Origin of the sequence: Methylocystis sp. (assembly GCF_021731785.1) — a bacterium.
GTDB lineage: Bacteria > Pseudomonadota > Alphaproteobacteria > Rhizobiales > Beijerinckiaceae > Methylocystis.
Genome location: NZ_JAKFWS010000086.1, coordinates 1 through 20,292, shown reverse-complemented (window position 1 = coordinate 20,292; position 20,292 = coordinate 1). Strand labels below are relative to the sequence as shown.

Genomic DNA, 20,292 nt, shown 5'->3' with positions numbered 1-20,292 from the left:
GAAGTCGCGCCGCTCCGCGCTGCATCATAAGAGGCCTGAAATGACCGAGATCGTCGACATCCACGCCCGCGAAATCCTTGATTCCCGCGGGAATCCAACGGTCGAGGTCGAAGTTACGCTGGAGGACGGGTGCTCGGGCCGGGCGGCCGTTCCGTCCGGCGCCTCGACCGGCGCGCATGAGGCGGCGGAGAAGCGCGACGGCGATAAGACGCGCTATCTCGGCAAGGGCGTGCTCGCGGCGGTCGACAACGTCAACGACGAAATCACTGGGGCGCTGCTCGGGTTTGAGGCTGAGGATCAGGTCGCCATCGACGAGGCGATGATCAAGCTCGACGGCACGCCCAACAAGGCGCGGCTTGGCGCCAACGCCATTCTCGGCGTGTCGCTCGCCGTCGCCAAGGCGGCGGCGGAGGCGTCGGCGCTACCACTCTATCGCTACGTCGGCGGCGTCCAGGCGCGGGTTCTGCCGACGCCGATGATGAATATCGTCAATGGCGGCGTGCATGCCGACAATCCGATCGATTTCCAGGAATTCATGATCATGCCGACCGGCGCGCCAAATGTGCGCGACGCCATCCGCTGGGGCGCGGAGATTTTCCACACACTTAAATCCGCGTTGAAGAAAGCGGGCCTCAGCACCTCGGTCGGCGACGAAGGCGGCTTCGCCCCTAATCTTCCCTCCGCCGAAGCGGCGCTCGACTTCATCATGAAGGCGATCGAGACGGCGGGCTTCAAGCCTGGCGTCGACGTGCATCTTTGCTCCGACTGCGCCGCGACGGAATTCTTCAAGGACGGCAAATATGTCTATGAGGGCGAGGGCGTGACCCGTTCGATCGACGAGCAGGTCGCCTATCTCGCAAAGCTCGCCAGCGCCTATCCGATCGTGTCGATCGAGGACGGCATGGCTGAGGACGACTGGGAGGGATGGAAGAAGCTCACCGACGTTCTTGGCAAGAAGGTTCAGCTCGTCGGCGATGATCTGTTCGTCACCAATGTCGTGCGCCTCAACGAGGGCATCAAGAAGGGCGTCGCCAATTCGCTGCTCGTCAAAGTCAATCAGATCGGCACGCTGACCGAGACTCTCGCTTCGGTCGAGACCGCGCATCGCGCCGGCTACACCACCGTATTTTCGCATCGTTCCGGCGAGACCGAGGATTCGACCATCGCCGATCTCGTCGTCGCGACGAACAGCGGCCAGATCAAGACCGGCTCGCTCGCGCGCTCAGATCGCACCGCCAAATACAACCAGCTCATCCGCATCGAGGAGGAGCTGGGCGACGCGGCGATCTATGCCGGCAAGAGCGCGCTGAAAGCGCTGGCGTAGAAAAGGCGGGGTGTCATGCTTCGCCCAGGCAGATAGGCGTCACGAAGTCGGAATCCCTCGCCCGACGCGCGCAATCTCGGGCGGCAAGCTGGGCATGCGCCTTGAGAAGATTTTGGACAAAGCCCAGTTTGTCTTTCACAAGCGGCGAGATCACGAAGGGATAGATATCCGGCTGACCCATCGATCGATTGATGTTATTCAATGCGAACGAAATATCGAGCCAATTGTCGATCATCTCGTTGACGTCAGGATAGCTGTAGGGATCGAATTCGACGCGAGCCGGAGAGCCGTCGTCGCGTCGCACCACGAGCCCGGCGCTACGGCCCGTTTCGAGCGTCTCGACGATATGGAGATAATGCGCGAAGGTTTCCGCAAAATCTTCCCACGGATGGCATGAGGCGTATGCGCTTATGTGGTTCTGTCGCCAGTCGGCTGGAGGCCCTTCTTCGTAATGTCTCTGCAGGGAGCTCGTGTAATCTTCGCGCTCGTCTCCGAAGAGCTCTCGAAACGGCCGGAGGTGACGCGAGTGAGGCACGATGCGGTCCCAATAATAATGGCCGATCTCATGCCGGAAATGCCCGAGCAAGGTGCGATAGGGCTCTCCCATTTCGTGGCGCATTTTTTCGCGGACAGGATCGTCAGCTTCCTTCAAGGCGATCGTAATCAAGCCAGAGTCATGGCCGGTTAGTACCGGGCTTTGCGAGGGCTCCTCCGCCAGAAAATCGAAGACGAGCGGTTCGCTGTCATTCTCAGAAGCGGTCGGCGTCGGAAGATTTAATCTGATCAGGCTGTAAAACAGCCGTCGTTTCGCGGCTTCGATTTTCTGCCAAGCGGCGCGGCGCTTGTCGTCGGTTAAATTGGGCACAGTTCGATTGTGTCGGCAGGCAAGGCAATACTCCGAAGAGCCTCCCTTTTCGACCATCCAATTGCATCCGTGCAGCTCCCAGTTCTTGCAGAACCGATATTCGCGAGTCCCGTCAGCCAGCGCGCGCCATCCATTACCGACGGCTTCGACTGCGGTCATCTCGCCATGTCCCGGCAGATAGCCGAGCATGTGCCCGCAACTTTCGCATTTGGTGTTCTCAAAAAGTATGCTCTGGCGGCAAACCTGGCAGCGAAAGGCTTTCATGGAGGATCTTTCCGGACACGCCTGCGGCCTTAACTGCGCGGCAGGGGGAATGTTCCTGGTCCGGAGGACGCCCAATCTCTTCCGCCGCGCAGCGCCTCCGGCGCCGGCGCTTTGCGCAAGACGCACCCACCCGATAGGCTCATTGCCCCAATTTCGGACAAAGCCGCGATTTTCGCAGCGCGTCAGATTGACTCCTTGTGGCTCGGCACCGCTAAACTCCGATACTGGCTTTGCGCCGCTCCGAGCGCGAATGGCGCTGAAACGAGACGCCGATTAACGTGTCGATCCAGATCGCCCTTCATCACGTCACCCACTATACATATGACCGTCCGGTTGGACTCGGCCCGCAGATCGTTCGGCTGCGCCCCGCTCCCCACTGTCGTACGAAAGTCTCCAGCTATTCGCTCAAGATCGCGCCTTCGGGTCACTTCATAAACTGGCAGCAGGACCCGCACGGCAATTGGCTGGCGCGACTGGTGTTCCCCGAGAAGGCGAACGAATTCAAGATCGAAGTCGACTTGCTGGCGGAGCTCGCCGTTTACAATCCTTTCGATTTTTTTATCGAGCCCTACGCCGAAGACTTCCCCTTCGCTTATCCGGAGGAGCAGAAAATCGAGCTTGCGGCCTATCTCGAGCCAGAGGACGTCGGCCCGCTGACGGAAGGCTTCCTCCAAAGTCTGCCAAAGGAAACAACGCGCACCATCAATTTTCTCGTCGAGCTCAACGCGCGACTGAGCAACGCCATTCGCTACGTCATCCGGATGGAGCCTGGCGTCCAGGCGCCGGAAGAAACGCTCGCGCTGGGGTCGGGTTCTTGCCGCGATTCCGCTTGGCTCCTCGTGCAGATCCTGCGCAAGCTTGGTCTCGCGGCGCGTTTCGTCTCCGGCTATCTCATTCAGCTGAAGGCCGACATTGATCCGATCGAAGGCCCGAAGGGAACGGATCACGACTTCACCGATCTGCACGCCTGGACGGAAGTTTTCCTGCCCGGCGCCGGTTGGATCGGTCTCGACGCGACGTCGGGACTGTTCTGCGGCGAAGGTCATTTGCCGCTCTGCGGCGCGCCGCATTATCGCTCCGCGGCGCCTTTATCGGGCTTCGTGGAGCCCGCTCAAGTCGATTTCAGTTTCGAGATGCGCGTCGATCGCATCAATGAGGCGCCGCGCATCACCGCGCCCTTCTCAGATGATGCATGGCGCCGGCTCGATGCGCTGGGCGAAAAGGTCGACACCGATCTTGAATCGCTGGACGTTCGCCTCACCATGGGCGGCGAACCGACGTTCGTCTCGATCGATGATTTCGAATCCCCCGAGTGGAACACGGCGGCGACCGGGCCCTGCAAGCGCGAACGGGCCGACGATCTTATCCGCAGGCTGCGCGAGCGCTTCGCGCCAGACGGCTTTCTGCATTACGGCCAGGGCAAATGGTATCCCGGCGAAAGCCTGCCGCGCTGGGCATTTGGGCTTTATTGGCGGCGCGACGGCAAGCCGATTTGGTCGGCGCCGCAACTCATCGCCGACATTGCGGAGGCGAAAGGCGCAACCGCTGCCGACGCCGAAGTTTTCGTCCATGCGCTCGCAGAGCGACTAGGCGTCGGCGCCGAACACGCCGTTCCGGCTTACGAGGATCCCGCGCATTGGATGGTCAAGGAGGGCGCGCTTCCGATCAATGTCGACCCTTCCGATCCCAAGATCGACGATGCGGAAGAACGGTCGCGGATGATGCGCGTTTTCGAACGCGGCCTGAGCAAACCGACGGGCTTTGTCCTGCCGATCCAGCGCTGGAATGCGCGCGCGGAATCTCAGTCGCGGTGGACGTCCGAGAAGTGGACGTTGCGTCGCGGAAAGCTGTTCCTGGCGCCGGGCGACTCGCCGATCGGACTACGGCTGCCGGTGGCGTCTTTGCCCAAGCTGGCCGAAGACGAATTTCCCTACATTCATCCGCAGGATCCCTTCGCCCCGCGCGAACCGCTGCCGGAGCCCGGCCATTTTCGGCGCATTCAGGTGGGCGGCCAGACGGCCGGCGGACACGCGCGTCAGGACGTGCACGAACAATCCATCGTCGAAGGCGCCGTGCGGACCGCCTTCACCATCGAGCCGCGCGACGGCCGTCTTTGCGTATTCATGCCCCCTGTCGCCACGCTCGAGGACTATCTCGAACTGCTCGAGGCGGTCGAGGAGAGCGCCAAAGCCACGGGACTGCAGCTCCATATCGAAGGCTATCCGCCGCCCGACGATCCGCGCCTCGAGGTGATCAAGGTGACGCCCGATCCGGGCGTCGTCGAGGTCAATATTCACCCGGCCGCCACATGGCGTCAGGCCGTCGAGACGACGACCGCGCTGTATGAGGAAGCCCGGCAGGCCCGATTGACGACGGCGAAATTCATGATCGACGGCCGGCAGATCGGTTCAGGCGGCGGCAATCACGTCGTGCTTGGCGGCGGGACCCCGGCCGATTCTCCTTTCCTGCGCCGGCCTGACCTGTTGAAAAGCCTTGTGCTCTATTGGCAGCGCCATCCCGCGCTGTCCTATCTGTTCTCCGGATTGTTCATCGGTCCGACGAGCCAGTCGCCGCGGGTCGACGAGGCGCGGCACGATTCGCTTTATGAGCTGGAGATCGCGCTCGCTCAGGTGCCGTCGCCCGGCGAAGGCTACGCGCCGCCGTGGCTCGTCGATCGGCTGTTTCGCAATCTGCTGGTCGATGTCGCCGGCAACACCCATCGCGCCGAAATCTGCATCGACAAGCTCTTTTCCCCCGACGGACCGACCGGGCGTCTCGGACTGGTGGAGTTCCGCGCCTTCGAAATGCCTCCCGACGCCCGCATGAGTCTGGCGCAACAATTGTTGCTTCGCGCGCTTGTCGCTTGGTTCTGGCGCGAGCCGCAGCACGGCGATCTGGTGCGCTGGGGAACCGCGCTGCACGACAAATTCATGCTGCCGCACTTCGTCTGGCAGGATTTCCTTGGCGTGCTCGATGATCTGCGCTGCGCCGGCTACGCCTTCGAGCCGGAATGGTTCGAAGCGCAGCGCGAGTTTCGCTTCCCGCTGGCCGGCAGCGTCGAACATGGCGGCGTTCACCTCGAAATTCGCGGCGCGCTCGAACCTTGGCATGTGATGGGCGAGGAAAGCGGCAATGGCGGCGCGGTGCGCTATGTCGACTCTTCGCTCGAGCGCCTGCAGGTCAAGGCGAAGGGCCTCGTTCCCGGCCGCCACGTCATCGCCTGCAACGGACGTCGCGTTCCGATGACCGGCACCGGCGCCCCTGGAGAGGCGGTGGCTGGCGTGCGCTTCAAGGCTTGGCAGCCGCCCTCCGGCCTGCATCCGACGCTGGCGGTCCATGCGCCGCTGACCTTCGACGTGATCGACTGCTGGAGCAGGCGTTCGCTGGGCGGCTGCGTCTATCACGCGACACATCCAGGAGGCCGCAATTACGACGCCTTCCCGGTCAACAGTAACGAAGCCGAAGCGCGGCGGCTGGCGCGATTTGAGGATCACGGACATACGCCTGGCCCGGTGGATCCGCCGCGCGAGGAGCCAAGCCAGGAGTTTCCGCTGACGTTGGACCTTCGGAGAAGCATTGTCCGCTGAGCGCGACATCGAAACCGACGAGGCCTCGCAACGTGTCGCGGGCTGGATCGCCGGTTATGCGTTAGCGCGCGACGCGCCCGACGAGTTGATCGATCGCGATGGGCGTCCGCACGCGCACTGGCGCCACTTGCTCGAATCATTCGCCGCATTCGGCGACGCCGGCCTGGAGCAACGCTTCGCCGCAGCCGGCCGCCGCATCGACGACATGGGGATCTCCTACCGGGTCCATGGAGAAGCCAAGGAGCGCAGTTGGCCGCTCGGGCGTCTGCCGCTGCTGATACCGGAGTCGGAATGGCGCGACCTCGCGGCGGGAGTCGCCCAGCGCGCGGAGCTTCTCGATCAGATCCTGCACGACATCTATGGCGATGCGCGGCTGATCGCCGAAGGCGCCATTCTGGCCGCGGCCGTAGCGGGTTCGCAAAACTTCATCCGGCCGATGTGCGGAGTGACGCCGCCGGGCGGACGTTGGCTTCGCTTTTACGCCGCCGACCTCGGACGAGGGCCGGACGGAAATTGGCGCGTGCTCGGCGATCGCGCGCAGGCGCCCTCTGGCGCCGGCTACGCCCTGGAAAATCGGCTCGTCCTGTCGCGCGCGCTGCCCAGCCTGTATCGAGATATGAACGTCGAGCGCCTGGCGCCGTTCTTTCGAGACTTCCGCGCGAGCATCTCCCGCGTCGCGCAGCGCGTCGATCCGCGCATCTGCCTGCTGACGCCCGGCGTTTGGAGCGAAACCTATTCCGAACAGGTGCATCTCGCCCGCTATCTCGGCTTGACCCTGGTTGAAGGCGAAGATCTGGTGGTGAGCGACGGCAAGTTGCATGTGCGCACTATCGCCGGGTTGAAGCGCGCCGACGTCATCTGGCGTCGCGTCGACGCCGACTGGTGCGATCCGCTGGAGCAGAACGCCTCGTCGCGGCTTGGGGTCGCCGGGATGTTCGACGCCATTCGTAGAGGCGCAGTCGTCGTCGCAAACATGCCAGGCGCGGGTGTCGTCGAGTCGCGCGCGCTGATGAGCTTGATGCCGGAGTTGTCGAAACGCGTGCTCGGCGAGAGCCTCAAACTTTCCAATATGGCCACCTACTGGTGCGGCCGGGAAATGGAACGCAACAAGGTTATCGACTCCTTGAACGAATTTGCGATCAGCGGCGCATTCGCCGACCGGCTCCCCGGTTTTGGCGAACGGCGCGAGGCGCTCGGTCATGCCCTCACTGGCGAGGAGCGCGCTCGGCTGGTCGACGCCATAAATCAGCGCGGCGTCGACTATGTCGCTCAGGAGCCGACAAAGTTCTCCACGACTCCCGCCTGGATCGATGGCCGGCTGTCGCCGAGACCATTCGTCTTGAGGGTGTTCGCCGCCGCGACGGCGAATGGATGGGCCGTGATGCCTGGCGGCTTCTGCCGCATCTCCAACCGGCCGCATGTGCGCGCCGTCTCGATGGACGCCGGCGCGCAGTCGAGCGATGTCTGGGTATTGACGAGCGGTCCGATCAAATGGTCGACGCTGCTGCCATCCGACGAGGACCCGCCGATCGTGCGCGCGCTCGGCAATCTGCCGAGCCGCGCCGCCGACAATCTCTTCTGGATGGGCCGCTATTTCGAGCGCGCCGAAGCGACGCTGCGCGTCGTGCGGACGTTGGCCGCGCGACTGAGCCAGCCGCAGCACATCGATCTCCAGGGGCGCCAGTCGATCGAGCTGCTCGCGCGATTGCTGATCGCCTGGGGCGCGGCGCCGGAAGACATGCCGGATATGAATCCGACGCAGATTGCCTTGGCGGCGGCCGCCGACGCCGACGCCTACGGTTCAGCGCTGTCGGTCGTGCGCCATGCAAGACGCGCGGCGTCGATCGTGCGCGAACGCCTCTCCCAAGATGTCTGGCAGCTTATCGGACGCATCGAAATGCGTCTGATGCGCGCCGGCGCGGGCGCCATTACGGAGCCGGAAACGCTCGAAATCATCGAGCGTTCGCTACATACGCTGGCGGCATTGTCCGGACTGATCGACGAAAATTTCAATCGAGTCGCCGGCTGGAGCTTCATCGATCTTGGCCGAAGGATCGAACGCGCCATCGGCACCTGCCGCTTTGCTCGGCAGCTCGCGGGCGGCGAGGCGACCGTCGAGAACCTGGATGCATTGCTCGATCTCCTCGATTCGCAGATCACCTATCGCTCCCGCTACATCGCCGGCGCGGCGCTAACCCCCGTGCTCGATATGGCGATGCTCGATCCGTTCAATCCCCGATCCGTGCTTTTTCAGGCTATGCGCATCGACGAACATCTCGCCGCGCTGCCAACTTTACGCAATGACGGCGTCATGGAGCCGCCACGACGGCTCTCCGTTAAGTTGCGCGCAGAACTCGAGTCGGAGGATGCGCACCGTTTGGACGCCGCGATCATTCTTGGGTTTGAGCAGCGACTGATGTCGCTCGCCGACAAGATCGCCGAGCGCTATTTCACGCATGGCACCGAAGGCCCGGCAAGTTCTCAGCCGTCACGGATCGCGTGATCTACGATATCGCCCATCGCACGACCTACAAATATGACGCGCCCGTCGCTTCGGCGCGCTGCGCCATGCGCCTGATCCCGCGCAACGATCGCGGCCAAACGGTATTGTCCCATCGTATCGAGCTGTCGCCATCGGCTGAAATCCTCAATGAAAGAATCGACTTTCACGGAAACCGGGTCTGCGAAGCGCGCATTGTCAAGCCCCACACGAAGTTGCAGATCGCTCTTACGGCGCGCGTCGCGGTCGAACGGACGCCGCCGCCTGCGCCGGCGCTGACGCCGGCTTGGGAGATCGTGAGGAACGCCGCCTACGCGTCAGACTCCCTCGCTGCGTCCTCTCCGGCCCATTACATCTATGCGAGCCGCCATGCGCCGCTGTTCGACGCGGCGACGCATTACGCACGACAAAGCTTTTCGCCTGGACGGCCCATCCTCGAAGGCGTCATTGAACTGACGGAGCGCATCCACGCCGATTTTGCCTACGATCCGGATGCGACGCACATTGCGACGCCCATCGTCGAGGCCTTCGAAAGCCGCCGGGGAGTCTGCCAGGATTTCGCGCATATCATGATCGCCGCGTTGCGCGGCCTTGGCCTGTCGGCGTCCTATGTCAGCGGCTATCTTCGAACCTATGCGGCTCCTGGCCAGGCGCGACTGGAAGGGGCCGACTCGACCCATGCGTGGGTCTCTGTCTGGTGCGGGCCCGAATTTGGGTTCTTCGATCTTGATCCCACGAACGCCATGGCGGTGGGAAATGATCATATCGCTATTGCGATCGGCCGCGACTATGCGGACGTCTCGCCGATCGACGGCGTCATCCTCGGCGCCGGCAATCAGGACTTGGACGTAAGCGTCGATGTGAAGGAAGCGTCGATTTAAAAATCTGTTTGAACGGCTCGTCTGTCATTCCCGACGCGCGCTACGCGCGCGATCGTGAATCCGGAGCAAGATCAGCGTTTTCGGATTGGCTCTGGATTCCCGGTCGGACCTTCGGCGCGCCGGGAACGACAAGGGCTAAGCGAACGGATTAGCCAGAGTCCGTATGACTCGACGCTCCTTCAGATATCGGATGGAGCCGACGCTCGAAATCGCCGGAAAAATTCTCGTCCGCCTGCATCCAAACGTCAAAGCGTGGCGTAACCCTCATCGGGCGCGACGCGTTGCGGCCGGAAGACAGGAGCATAAAGATGAGCAATTCCCAATTGATCCAATCGCTTTACGCGGCCTTTGGGCGCGGCGACGTCAAATCCATTCTCGACACGCTCGACCCCGCGATCGAGTGGCTGTCGAACGGCGACGCCAAGATCATTCCCTGGGGGGGCCGTCGGGGCGGCGTGGCCGGCGCGGCGTCCTTTTTCCAAGCGCTTGCGGACAATCTCGATTTCGAAGCTTTTGAGCCGAAGGAATTCTTTGAGGCCGGCGAGACGGTGATCGTGCTCGGCCGCACCAAGGCGCGGGTGAAGAAAGGCGGCGTCTTCGACAGCGATTGGGCGCATGTCTTCACGCTCAAGAACGGCAAGCTGCTGCGCTTTCGCGAGTTCTACGACACGCAGTCGATCGCTGACGCCATCGCGGCGTGATCCGCTCAAACGCCGGGCGCACCCCGGCGCATTGTTCATTCAGCATGGGAGATAGGCCAATGGCGCCTGCTTGCACGCCGGACTCTTGCCCAGACAGCGACGCGCCGCCCGTTCACGGACTGATCGCCGAAGGAAGGCGCTATTCAAATTGGGGCGGACATCGCGCCACGACGCCAGCCGTCTACGTCGAGCCGATCAGCTATGCCGACGTACAGTCGATCGCGCGCAATCATCGACGCTTTCCGACGCCGGTCAATCCCGTCGGTTCGATGCTGTCCGTCACCGACGCAATCGTGAACGACGGCGGAACGCTTGTCTGCCTGCGCAAGCTCGATTCAATTCTGGGGATCGAGACCGATGCGCTCGGGCGTGACGTCATACGCGTGCAGGCAGGCTGCCGCTTGAAGAAGCTCAACATGTGGCTGAAAGAGCGCGAGCGTGAGATTCCCTTTCAGGCTGAGATCGGCGAAGCGACTGTCGGCTCCGTCGCGGTGGGGGACACGAAAGAATCATCGCTTGACGGGCCGGGCTTTTTCTCCGCCCATGTCGTCGAATTGACCTATGTCGACGACATGGGCGAGCTGCGAACGATTTCCGACCACGCCGACGGCGCGGATTTTTATGAGTTCAAATGCAGCTTCGGCCTCATGGGCATAGTCGTCGAATGCTGCGTTGAAACGCGGCCGGCGCGGCTCTGCCGCAGCGATGTTTCGCTCGAGACTTACGAGACGCCGCAGCAACTCGCGCGCAGCCTCCTCGAAAGGCGAGGACAATGCGATGCGCTGCTCGCCATCGTTTTTCTCGACAAGCTTGTCAGCTTTTATGACCAACGCTACGCGGCTGGCTCCGGGAGCCTCGCGCCGTTCCCCCAATCTGAATGCGAAGAATTCCGCATCGCGAAACGGCTGGCGATCCAGCGCGGGTTCGACGGCGTCGCGACTCCGCAGCCGAAAGGAATCCTCTATTCACGGGCCGATTTCGTGAACGAATATTGGCGTCCTTGCAAGGACGAGAAACGGCTCGACTTTCAATACTATGAGCACGACATTTCCAAGCTCGAGCGGGTGATCGCCGAGAGTTATGATTTCACCAAGGCCTTTGCGGCGGAGACGGGGTTCGCGCCAGGCGGCTGGGCGACGTATTTCGTCAATCGACCGCCTCGCGCCCAAAAGCCCTTCGGACTCTATTCGGACGGGCCCGGCGTCTCCTTTTCGTTCGATCCATTCTGCAGCGATCCCTGCGCGCCGCAATGGCAGGATTTTTCGCGGCGTTACAACAGGCTGGCGATTGATGCGCTCGGCGCGCGGGTTTCGCCAATCCAGACGCAGTGGCTCGAAAAAGGCGACATCGCAATACCGAAACGGCTGGCGAGATCGCGCTTCACGACTCGCTATTTTGGCGAGTTCCTCGAATGACGATCGTTTGCGACGCGCATGCCATGCGTCTCGACGGCCCGGCAGGCCTTGGCTATGCTATTGATGACGCCAGGCCGTCTTGCCGGAAAATGACTGTAGACGTGCACGACACCCTTGAAGCGCTTCTGCAGCGGGTCGCAAAAAGGGACCGCGCCGCCTTCCGCGATCTTTACGCCGCGACCTCGTCGCGGCTTTTCGCCGTCTGCCTCAGACTGCTGCGCGATCGCGCGCGCGCCGAAGAGGTTCTGCAGGAAGCCTTCATGCGCATATGGGAGCGCGCGGCGAGCTACGATGCCGAGAAAGGCGTCGCTCTTGCGTGGATGACCGTACTGACTCGGCGCATCGCGCTCAACGAATTGCGGCGGCGCGACAGCGCGCATGCCTCGCTTGATGAGGAGGAAACGCCGCAAATGGCGGCAGATCTTCCCGAGCATGATCCGTTGGCTAAGGGACGCCTCATCGAATGTCTCGACAGACTGGGCGAGGAGCGTCGTCAATGGGTGCTGCTCGCTTACATCCATGGCTATTCTCATGAAGAGCTTGCGAGGCGTTTCCAGCGCCCGCTCGGCACGATGAAATCTGCATTGTTTCGAGGGCTGGCGGACCTAAGAAAGTGCATCTCATGACGAACTCCGACGAGACCGACGCCGCGCTGTTTGCGGCGGGGGCGTTGAGCCGCGAAGAAACGGAGATCCTGAAGGCGCGCCAGAAGCGTGATCCCGCTCTCGCTGCACTGACGCGCGAATGGGAGGATGCGCTTGCGCCGCTCGCCATGCACGCAGGCGACGTCGCGCCGCCGCCGGATCTCTTCGACAAGATCGAGGCGCGCATCGACGCGCGCGAGAAGCTCGACTCGATGAGCCGGACGCTTCGCGCCAATGAGGGCGAGTGGATTGCTCTTAGTCCAGGCGTGCGCTTCAAGGAACTGCATCGCAACGTCGCGCTTAACCGCTGGACGATACTCGTTGACGCCGAACCCGGCGCCGTTTTTCCCGAGCATGAACATGCGCAGGACGAAGAGATTTTCATGATTTCGGGCGATCTCGCCTTTGGCGATGTGGAGCTCGGTCCGGGCGACTTTCATTTTTCGCCCAAGGGCAGCCTTCACGCCGCGCATCGCACCCGCGCCGGCTGCCGCTGCATTATCGTTCAGGCGATGTGACCAAATCCGAAACGCAAAAAAGACGGCCGCGAAACGCGCGCGGCCGCTTTGAATACGCCGGACTCATTACCGCGTGACGCGGATGACTCCGGTCATATTCGGATGCAAGCGGCAATAATAGGAAAAGTCGCCTACCTTCTGTGCGCGCCAATGGGCAGGCCTTGTCTTTGGCGTCGCAACGTCAAAGACGCCGTTGCGCGACGTCGCCGTGTGCTCGACAAAATCCCTATTGATCCAGGTCACGGTGTCGCCGACGCGAACGGTGACGGTGGACGGCTTAAATTCGAGATCGGCGATCACGACGCTCGCGGCTTCGCCGGCGGGCGCGAATGTCGCGCCCGCCAGCAAGAGCAGCCACCAAAGCGCCGCATGCAGTGCGATGCTCCGCACAGGCGTCACTCCTTGCTCGCCGCATGCTTGCGAGAGAGTCGCTCGGCCATGTGCTCGGCGTGCTGCTGATGCCCCTGGAAGATTTTCAAGCCGACCTTGAGAAGATCCTTCAGTTCGCCGTTGCTGGCGGAAGGAATGAGCTGAGTGTCGACCGCAGCATTGACCAGCGAATGATAGGCGACTTCATTTTCCGCATAGGCGCGATCAAAGGCGGGGCCGGACAGGCGCCGCAATTCGGCGCGCTTGGTCGCCGCCTGGCTGGCGATCGTCTGGCTCGTCGCATTGTCTTCCGGCGTCACGCCGAGCTTCTTGACCAGCGCCAAAGCCTTATCGTTGACGGCCTTATGATCCTTCACCATTTCCATGGCGAATTCGCGCACGGCCTTGTTCTTGGAGCGCTGAAGGGCAATTTCGGCGTAGCCGATGTCGACCAGGCCGGCGGTATAGGCGATATGCGCGATCTGTGGATCGGTCGGCGTATCCGCCGCCCGCGCCGAAAAATTCGTGGCAAATATGAAGCCAGCGACGATCGGAGCAATGATTTTCATGATGTCCTCCATTTGGATGCGGTCATTGAACTGACCACAGCCATTACCGAGGACCGCGGAATTTGGATGCGCGATTTTTTTAAAATGCTGGTGGACGCTGCGCTGCGGCGAATTGGAGCAGGCTAATATTATACGACGACCGTTTGAACGTCTCGGGTTTGCCATTCCCGACGCGAGCAACGCGCGCGATCGGGAATCCAGAGTCACAACATGAGTCGTTGGATCGGCTCTGGATTCCCGGTCAGGCCTTCGGCCTGCCGGGAATGACAATGGTCCAAGCGAACGGATCAGGCAGAATCGTCATGACTTGCTGGGACGTCACCACGGCCGTTCCGCCTCGGCAGATCTGTTCATGCGCCGAGACCGCCCATACCGCTCTAAAGCCACGACACCTTTCCGGTGCCGATGTCATAGACGGCGCCGGCGAGCTTCACTTTTTGCGCGGCGACGGCCTCGGCGACGATCGGTTTAGCCCGACGCAAGCGCTCGACATTGTAGCGGACATTCTGTGCGATCGCCGCCGCGAGCGGGTCCGCTGCCTTTTGCTTCTCGACCAAATCGATAGAAGGCTTGATCGCATTCACGAGTTGCGGAAGGTGGCCCGGCAGTTTCGTCTTTTCCTTTAGCACTTTGATCGTCGCGGCGACGGCGCCGCAATTGGAATGGCCGAGCACGACAATAAGCGGGATTCCAAGAATCTTTACGCCATATTCCAGACTTGCAAGTCCGTCGGTATTGACGAAATTGCCGGCGACGCGAACGACGAACAGATCGCCCGGACCTTGATCGAACGCGAGTTCCGGAGCGACGCGCGAATCCGAACAGCTCACCAAAGCGGCGAAAGGATACTGAGCCTGCGCACGCCCTGCCCGTCCAGCGGACATGTCGCGGTTGATTGACGTGTTGCTCGAATATCGCGTGTTGCCATCCGCCAGTCGCTTGAGCGCCTCGTCCGGCAAAACCGCGGCTGAGGGATCGGCGTTAGGCGAAGTTTGAGCGTAGACGTCAGCCAGGCCGCCCATCACGACGGTGGTCGCGCCGGCGGCGATTAATGAACGCCTCGATAGATGCTGCGAACGATCGTTGCACATGCTGCTTCTCCCCAGGCGTTTGCGCCAGCTCAAGCTAGAATCCGGCGTTCGATTTGAGCGATCGAACTTACGCCGGTCAAGGTCATCGCCACGCGCATCTCCTTGGCGAAGATATCGAGCACGTTCTCGACTCCGGCTTCTCCGGCCGCCGCCAGGGCATAGGCGGCGGCGCGCCCAAGCAGGACGCCTTTCGCGCCAAGCGCCAACATCCGCACGACGTCCAGTCCGGACCGCACGCCCGAATCGGCAAAAACTTCAAGATCGTTTCCGACGGCGTCCGCGATTGTCGGCAAGGCTTTAACCGTAGACAGCGCGCCATCGAGTTGCCGTCCGCCATGGTTCGAAACGACGATGCCGTTCGCGCCGAACCGCACCGCGTCCCTGGCGTCCTGAGGATCCAATATGCCCTTGAGGATCAGAGGGCCCTTCCAGAAATCGCGGATCCATTCAAGATCCGACCAGGTGATCGACGGATCAATGTTTTTTCCGAGCCATCCGATGTAGTCCCGGAGTCCCGTCGCCTGGCCGAGATATTTGGAGATATTGCCGAGATCATGCGGTCGACCTCTGAGGCCGACGTCAAGGGTCCAACCGGGTTTCGTCATCGCCTGAAACATGCGCCGCGTTCGCGCAAACGGCCCCGACATGCCTGACTGCGCGTCGCGGTAGCGCGAACCATGCACGGGAAGGTCGACCGTAAACACAAGGACTTCTACGCCGGCGCGCTGGGCGCGCTCCAACATGGACTGCATGAATCCACGATCCTTGAGAACATATAGCTGGAACCAAATCGGGCTAGAGCAGCTCGTCGCAACTTCTTCAAGCGAACAGACCGACAGCGTCGACAGCACATAAGGAACGCCGCGTTTCGCCGCGGCGCGCGCCGCCTGGACCTCGCCACGACGGGCGAACATTCCGCTCAGGCCCACCGGTCCCAAAATCACAGGAAGTTCGGAACGCTGACCAAACCACTCCGTCGCGAGATCGAGGCCGGAAACGTTTTTCAGCACGCGCTGCCTTAAATTCACGGCTCTCAGATCCGCGACATTGGCCTGTAAGGTGTCCTCGGCGTTCGCCCCGCCGTCGATATAATCGAACAGAAAACGCGGCAGCTTACGCTGCGCGGCCTTTCGATAATCCGAAGCCGACGAAACGATCATTCCACTCTCCAAAATAGGCCTTGAACGCGCCGAAGATGAGCATGACGCGCCCGCCAAGGCCAGCTGCTTGGATCAGTGGCGCGGCGCATCGTCAAACTTGGCGATCGAATGGCTTTCGGCGCATGCCGCGTGGCCGCTACGCCTGGACGCAACTTTGCTTTAGGCCGCGCGTCACTCCGCGGCGTGCTGTTCCGGCAGACCGCGGGCGAGCCGCTCCGCTTTCAGGAGTTCAGCCACGAGGAAAGCGACTTCGATCGCCTGTTCCGCGTTCAGTCGCGGATCGCAATAGGTGTGATAGCGATCGCGCAGATTGCTCTCCGAAATGGCGCGCGCGCCACCCGTGCATTCGGTCACGTCCTTGCCGGTCATTTCGAGATGGATGCCGCCGGCATATGACCCTTCGGCCTGATGCACGGCGAAGAAGCTGCGAATTTCGGACATGATCCGATCGAACGGCCGCGTCTTGTAGCCTGCGGCGCTGATCGTGTTGCCGTGCATCGGATCGCAAGACCATACGATGTTGCGGCCTTCGCGCATCACCGGCCGCACCAGAGCGGGCAACGCATCCTCGATCTTATCGGCGCCGAAGCGGCAGATCAGCGTCAATCTGCCCGGTTCGTTCTCCGGATCGAGGGCGTCGATCAGGCGCAGAAGCGCGTCGGGCTTGAGGCTGGGGCCGCATTTCAGTCCGAGCGGGTTTTTGACGCCGCGCACGAATTCAATATGCGCGCCATCCTCGTGGCGCGTGCGGTCGCCGACCCAGAGCATATGGCCGGACGTCGCGTAATAGTCGCCCGTCGTCGAATCGACGCGGGTCAGCGCCTGTTCGTAGCAGAGCAGCAGCGCCTCATGCGAGGTATAGAAATCGGTGCCGCGCAGCTCCGGATGATGCTCCGGGTCAAGACCGATCGCGCGCATGAAGGAGAGCGTCTCGGTGATCTGATCGGCGAGCTTCTGATAGCGCTCGGACTGCGGACTGCTTTTGATGAAGCCGAGCATCCAGCGATGGACGTTTTCGAGATTGGCGAAACCGCCCGCCGCAAAGGCGCGGATAAGGTTCAGCGTCGCCGCTGATTGCCGGTAGGCGAGCAACTGGCGTTGCGGATCGGGTTCGCGCGCCTTCGGAGTGAAGGCGAGATCATTGATGATGTCGCCGCGGTAGCTCGGCAACTCGACGTCGCCCTGTTTTTCGAGCGGCGCGGAGCGGGGCTTCGCAAACTGGCCGGCGATGCGCCCGACCTTCACCACCGGCGAGGCGGCGGCGTAGGTCAGCACCACCGCCATCTGCAGAAAGACCCGGAAGAAGTCGCGGATATTGTCGGCCGAATGTTCGGAGAAGCTCTCGGCGCAGTCTCCGCCTTGCAGCAGAAAGGCCTTGCCGGCGGCGACGTCCGCCAAGTGACGCTTTAAGTTGCGCGCTTCGCCGGCGAAGACCAGCGGGGGGAAGCCGGCGAGCTGACGCTCGACGTCGGCGAGCGCGGCCTGGTCGCGATAGACCGGCGTCTGCTCGATCGGCAAATTCCTCCAGCTGCTCGGCGACCACCGTTCCACTTCTCAAAACTCCGCAAAATCAACGCCTCAGCGGGCGAATTGGGCCGTCTCGAAGCGGCGCCAGCGGCGCTTATAGAGGATTATGACGGCGAATGCGACCCTTCCGCCCGTCCGCCGAAATTTGGCGAAGGCTGCGGCGAGCGGCTATAACGTCGAGACGCGGGCGCGACCGAGCGAGGGGCGAACCAGGGCGATGCCGTTTATTCTATCGCAGTTCATCGAGGCCAGCCGCTGGCTTGGCGCGCTGGTGGTGCTCGCCGTCCATACCTCCAACCTCTACATCAACATCGCCGACATTATGAGCGCTCCGCACGCGCCGCTGGTCTATGTCTGGTGGTTCTACTCGGCCTTCGAACTCGGGCATCAGGCGGTGCTCGCCTTCTTCGTGATGTCGGGCTATCTCGTCGGCGGCGCCGTGCTGGCGCATCTGCGCAAGAACCAGGGCTTCCTGCGCGAATATTTCATCCACCGAATTTCCCGAATTTATCTCGTGGCCGGACCAGCCGTCGTGCTCACGCTCGTCCTCGATTCGCTCGGCAGATGGCTGTTCGCCAGCAGCGGCGTCTATGAATGGCCGCTGTTCAAGGGCCATTTTTCGGCGCTTCTGTTTCTTGCAAGCTTTATCAATCTGCAGGGCATCGCCTTCGACTATTTCGGCACCAACGGGCCTCTTTGGTCGCTCGCCTGCGAGTTCTGGTACTACATCACCTTTCCGCTGCTGCTGCTGCCCTTCGCGCGCAATTATCCGCTGGCGCTGCGCCTCTTCGGTTTCGCGCTCGGCGCGGCGCTCTTCCTGGCGATTTCCACGCCGCCGAGCTGGTTCAAATTCGGCTATATTCTTTGGGCTGGGGGCGCGTTCGCCACTCTCATTCCCCGGCCGATCATCCGCTCGCGCTGGCGGGCGCTTCTTCTCTATGCCGCCGTCGTCGCCGTCATCCGGCTGGTCGTGCGCGGCCAGCTCCTGGAGGCCCATCCCTGGATGGCCGACGCGGCCGATCTTCTCGCGTCCGGCCTGTTCATCATTGTCCTTATCGCCTTTCGCTACGGGCCGTCCGAAGGCTTCTCGCTGCTGCGTTTCAAATTCCACAAGACGCTCGCCGATTTTTCCTTCTCGCTTTACAGCATCCACATGCCGATCCTGATCTTCATGCGCGCCGCGGTCGGCAGCACGATGAGCAATGAGTGGGCGACGCAGTTGGCGACCCCGCAGAATTATGCGGTAGGCTTTTCGGTGATGGGGATCGCCATCGTCTCCGGCTATTTCTTCTCCCGAGTCACCGAGGCGAAGACCGGCGCGGCGCGGCGCAAGCTTCGCGCCCTTCTCGACAGATGGGCGCCAGCAGAGCGCGCGGCGCCCTCGCAGCAGCAGCCCGTTCCGGCGCAGCAGCCGGTTGCGGCGCAGCCGCCGCGCCAGCGAATCGAAGCTTAGGCCTGAAGGCCAAGCCGCCGGGCCGGCGCGCGCATCGTCACAAGCTCTTCCGCCATTGTCGGATGCACCGCCATGGTCGCGTCGAAATCGCTCTTCGTCGCCCCCATGCGCAGGGCGACGGCGACAAGCTGCGCCATCTCACCCGCCTCGGGGCCCAAAATATGTGCGCCAACCACGCGCCCGTTCGAGCCGTCGACGATGAGCTTCATATAGACGCGTTCGGTGCGTCCCGAGAGCGTCGCGCGCATGGGACGAAACTGCGTCTCATAGATATCGACCGCGCCATGGCGCGCGACCGCATCCGCCTCGGTCAGTCCGACGGTTCCGATTTCGGGCGTCGTGAACACTGCGCTCGGCGTATGTTCAAAATTGATCGCCGTCGGCGTTGCGCCGAAGACGCTGTCGGCGAAAGCCTGACCTTCGCGAATGGCGACGGGCGTCAGGTTGAGCCGATCGGTGACGTCGCCGACCGCGTAGATGGAGTGGACGTTCGTGCGCGAATGCTCGTCGACCGCAACGGCGCCGTTTTCGCGCAAGGCGACGCCCGCCGCCTCCAGTCCGAGATTCTGCGTCATTGGCCGGCGCCCGGTCGCCACCAGCAGGCAATCGACTGTCGGCGGCGCGCCATCGCTCATCTCGACCTCAAGACCGCCGACGCATTTCGTCACGCGCGTCGGCAGGACGCCGGCGCGATGTTCGACGCCTGCCGCCTTCAAGGCGTCGGCAAGGCGCGCGCGCAGATCGTCATCGAAGCCGCGTAGCGGCAGATCGGCGCGATAGGCGAGATGAACTTTCGCGCCAAGACGCGCGAAGACGCTGGCGAATTCGACGGCGATATATCCCGCGCCGACAATCAGCAGCCGTTGAGGAAATTTCGGCAGATCGAAAATCTCGTTCGACGAAATGCCGAATTCAATGCCCGGAATGTGCGGTGCGAGCACGGGCGCGCCGCCCACGGCGATGAGAATGTAGCGAGCGCGGGCGGAACGGCCATTGGAAAAACGCACGCCGTTTGGATCGGTGAGCGTCGCGCGGGCGCGGATAAGCTCGACTCCCGAACTCGCGAGCGTTTCGGCGTAAAGGTCCGAGAGTCGCGTGATCTCCTTTTCCTTGGCGGCGACAAGCGCGGACCAGTCAAATGAGACATCGCCGACGCGCCAGCCAAACCCAGCGGCGTCCTCGAATTCGTCACGGAACCGGCTTGCGAGCACGTAAAGCTTCTTGGGAACGCAGCCGCGGATGACGCAAGTGCCGCCGACGCGAAATTCCTCGGCGATGGCGACTTTCGCGCCATGGCTCGCCGCGACGCGCGCCGCGCGGACGCCGCCGGACCCTGCGCCGACGACGATAAGGTCATAGTCGAAACTCATATGCTGTCGCCCGATATGTTGCCGATGATGCGCACGCCATCGGCGCCGGCGATG

Annotated in this window: 16 protein-coding genes; 9 read left to right on the top strand and 7 right to left on the bottom strand. The window is 62.4% G+C overall.

Annotation, left to right across the window (positions count from 1 at the left end):
* Nucleotides 1-40: 40 nt before the first annotated feature.
* Nucleotides 41-1,324 carry a phosphopyruvate hydratase gene (gene eno, locus QZ964_RS14365; RefSeq protein WP_292532331.1) on the top strand — a complete coding sequence of 428 codons (1,284 nt, stop codon included), beginning with the start codon at nt 41-43 and terminating at the stop codon, nt 1,322-1,324.
* A gap of 13 nt (nt 1,325-1,337) precedes the next feature.
* Here eno and QZ964_RS14360 read toward each other — a convergent pair whose 3' ends face one another.
* On the bottom strand, nt 1,338-2,453 hold the full coding sequence (locus QZ964_RS14360; RefSeq protein WP_292532330.1) for a putative zinc-binding peptidase: 1,116 nt from the start codon (nt 2,451-2,453) through the stop codon (nt 1,338-1,340).
* A 278-nt stretch (nt 2,454-2,731) separates the two neighbouring features.
* Between QZ964_RS14360 and QZ964_RS14355 the strand changes: the two genes are divergently transcribed.
* The 7 genes from QZ964_RS14355 (at nt 2,732) to QZ964_RS14325 (ending at nt 12,699) form a co-directional block, all read left to right on the top strand.
* Nucleotides 2,732-6,040, top strand: a complete 3,309-nt coding sequence (locus QZ964_RS14355; protein ID WP_292532329.1) for a DUF2126 domain-containing protein — start codon at nt 2,732-2,734, stop codon at nt 6,038-6,040.
* Nucleotides 6,030-8,543, top strand: a complete 2,514-nt coding sequence (locus QZ964_RS14350; protein ID WP_292532328.1) for a circularly permuted type 2 ATP-grasp protein — start codon at nt 6,030-6,032, stop codon at nt 8,541-8,543. The genes QZ964_RS14355 and QZ964_RS14350 overlap by 11 nt, the downstream gene beginning before the upstream one ends.
* Nucleotides 8,540-9,421 (top strand): transglutaminase family protein, encoded by an 882-nt coding sequence (locus QZ964_RS14345; protein WP_292532327.1) that lies wholly within the window; start codon nt 8,540-8,542, stop codon nt 9,419-9,421. Before QZ964_RS14350 ends, QZ964_RS14345 begins: the two co-directional genes overlap by 4 nt.
* A gap of 308 nt (nt 9,422-9,729) precedes the next feature.
* Complete coding sequence (locus QZ964_RS14340) at nt 9,730-10,122, top strand: nuclear transport factor 2 family protein (protein WP_292532326.1); 393 nt, start codon at nt 9,730-9,732, stop codon at nt 10,120-10,122.
* A 59-nt stretch (nt 10,123-10,181) separates the two neighbouring features.
* Nucleotides 10,182-11,537, top strand: a complete 1,356-nt coding sequence (locus QZ964_RS14335; protein ID WP_292532325.1) for an FAD-dependent oxidoreductase — start codon at nt 10,182-10,184, stop codon at nt 11,535-11,537.
* Nucleotides 11,534-12,163: a sigma-70 family RNA polymerase sigma factor gene (locus QZ964_RS14330; protein ID WP_292532324.1), complete on the top strand. Its 630-nt coding sequence runs from the start codon at nt 11,534-11,536 to the stop codon at nt 12,161-12,163. Before QZ964_RS14335 ends, QZ964_RS14330 begins: the two co-directional genes overlap by 4 nt.
* On the top strand, nt 12,160-12,699 hold the full coding sequence (locus QZ964_RS14325; RefSeq protein ID WP_292532323.1) for a cupin domain-containing protein: 540 nt from the start codon (nt 12,160-12,162) through the stop codon (nt 12,697-12,699). Before QZ964_RS14330 ends, QZ964_RS14325 begins: the two co-directional genes overlap by 4 nt.
* A 66-nt stretch (nt 12,700-12,765) precedes the next feature.
* Here the strand turns inward: QZ964_RS14325 and QZ964_RS14320 are convergent, their stop codons facing one another.
* From QZ964_RS14320 to QZ964_RS14300, 5 genes are all read right to left on the bottom strand, one after another.
* The gene (locus QZ964_RS14320; RefSeq protein WP_292532322.1) at nt 12,766-13,089 is read right to left on the bottom strand and encodes a cupredoxin domain-containing protein; all 324 of its coding nucleotides are present in this window, start codon (nt 13,087-13,089) and stop codon (nt 12,766-12,768) included.
* Between the two features lie 5 nt (nt 13,090-13,094).
* Nucleotides 13,095-13,637 (bottom strand): DUF4142 domain-containing protein, encoded by a 543-nt coding sequence (locus QZ964_RS14315; RefSeq protein ID WP_292532321.1) that lies wholly within the window; start codon nt 13,635-13,637, stop codon nt 13,095-13,097.
* Nucleotides 13,638-14,014: 377 nt separating this feature from the next.
* On the bottom strand, nt 14,015-14,728 hold the full coding sequence (locus QZ964_RS14310) for a carbonic anhydrase (protein WP_292532320.1): 714 nt from the start codon (nt 14,726-14,728) through the stop codon (nt 14,015-14,017).
* A gap of 29 nt (nt 14,729-14,757) precedes the next feature.
* Nucleotides 14,758-15,888, bottom strand: a complete 1,131-nt coding sequence (gene lldD / locus QZ964_RS14305; RefSeq protein WP_292532319.1) for an FMN-dependent L-lactate dehydrogenase LldD — start codon at nt 15,886-15,888, stop codon at nt 14,758-14,760.
* Nucleotides 15,889-16,059: 171 nt separating this feature from the next.
* The gene (locus QZ964_RS14300) at nt 16,060-17,439 is read right to left on the bottom strand and encodes a class II 3-deoxy-7-phosphoheptulonate synthase (protein WP_292532318.1); all 1,380 of its coding nucleotides are present in this window, start codon (nt 17,437-17,439) and stop codon (nt 16,060-16,062) included.
* Between the two features lie 193 nt (nt 17,440-17,632).
* Between QZ964_RS14300 and QZ964_RS14295 the strand changes: the two genes are divergently transcribed.
* Nucleotides 17,633-18,868, top strand: coding sequence for an acyltransferase (locus QZ964_RS14295; protein ID WP_292532317.1), 1,236 nt, complete (start codon nt 17,633-17,635; stop codon nt 18,866-18,868).
* On the opposite strand, the gene gor is transcribed toward QZ964_RS14295, so the two are convergent.
* A complete protein-coding gene (gene gor, locus QZ964_RS14290) occupies nt 18,865-20,238 on the bottom strand; it encodes a glutathione-disulfide reductase (RefSeq protein WP_292532348.1) in 1,374 nt (457 codons plus the stop codon). The two genes, QZ964_RS14295 and gor, sit on opposite strands and share 4 nt — an antisense overlap.
* Nucleotides 20,239-20,292: the final 54 nt, after the last annotated feature.

What these genes read in the sequence shown, in the direction of transcription:
- eno (WP_292532331.1), top strand. Translation starts at nt 41, where the DNA reads ATGACCGAGATCGTCGACATCCACGCCCGCGAAATCCTTGATTCCCGC.
- QZ964_RS14360 (WP_292532330.1), bottom strand. Translation starts at nt 2,453, where the DNA reads ATGAAAGCCTTTCGCTGCCAGGTTTGCCGCCAGAGCATACTTTTTGAG.
- QZ964_RS14340 (WP_292532326.1), top strand. Translation starts at nt 9,730, where the DNA reads ATGAGCAATTCCCAATTGATCCAATCGCTTTACGCGGCCTTTGGGCGC.
- QZ964_RS14335 (WP_292532325.1), top strand. Translation starts at nt 10,182, where the DNA reads ATGGCGCCTGCTTGCACGCCGGACTCTTGCCCAGACAGCGACGCGCCG.
- QZ964_RS14330 (WP_292532324.1), top strand. Translation starts at nt 11,534, where the DNA reads ATGACGATCGTTTGCGACGCGCATGCCATGCGTCTCGACGGCCCGGCA.
- QZ964_RS14325 (WP_292532323.1), top strand. Translation starts at nt 12,160, where the DNA reads ATGACGAACTCCGACGAGACCGACGCCGCGCTGTTTGCGGCGGGGGCG.
- QZ964_RS14315 (WP_292532321.1), bottom strand. Translation starts at nt 13,637, where the DNA reads ATGAAAATCATTGCTCCGATCGTCGCTGGCTTCATATTTGCCACGAAT.
- QZ964_RS14310 (WP_292532320.1), bottom strand. Translation starts at nt 14,728, where the DNA reads ATGTGCAACGATCGTTCGCAGCATCTATCGAGGCGTTCATTAATCGCC.
- lldD (WP_292532319.1), bottom strand. Translation starts at nt 15,888, where the DNA reads ATGATCGTTTCGTCGGCTTCGGATTATCGAAAGGCCGCGCAGCGTAAG.
- QZ964_RS14295 (WP_292532317.1), top strand. Translation starts at nt 17,633, where the DNA reads ATGCCGTTTATTCTATCGCAGTTCATCGAGGCCAGCCGCTGGCTTGGC.
- gor (WP_292532348.1), bottom strand. Translation starts at nt 20,238, where the DNA reads ATGAGTTTCGACTATGACCTTATCGTCGTCGGCGCAGGGTCCGGCGGC.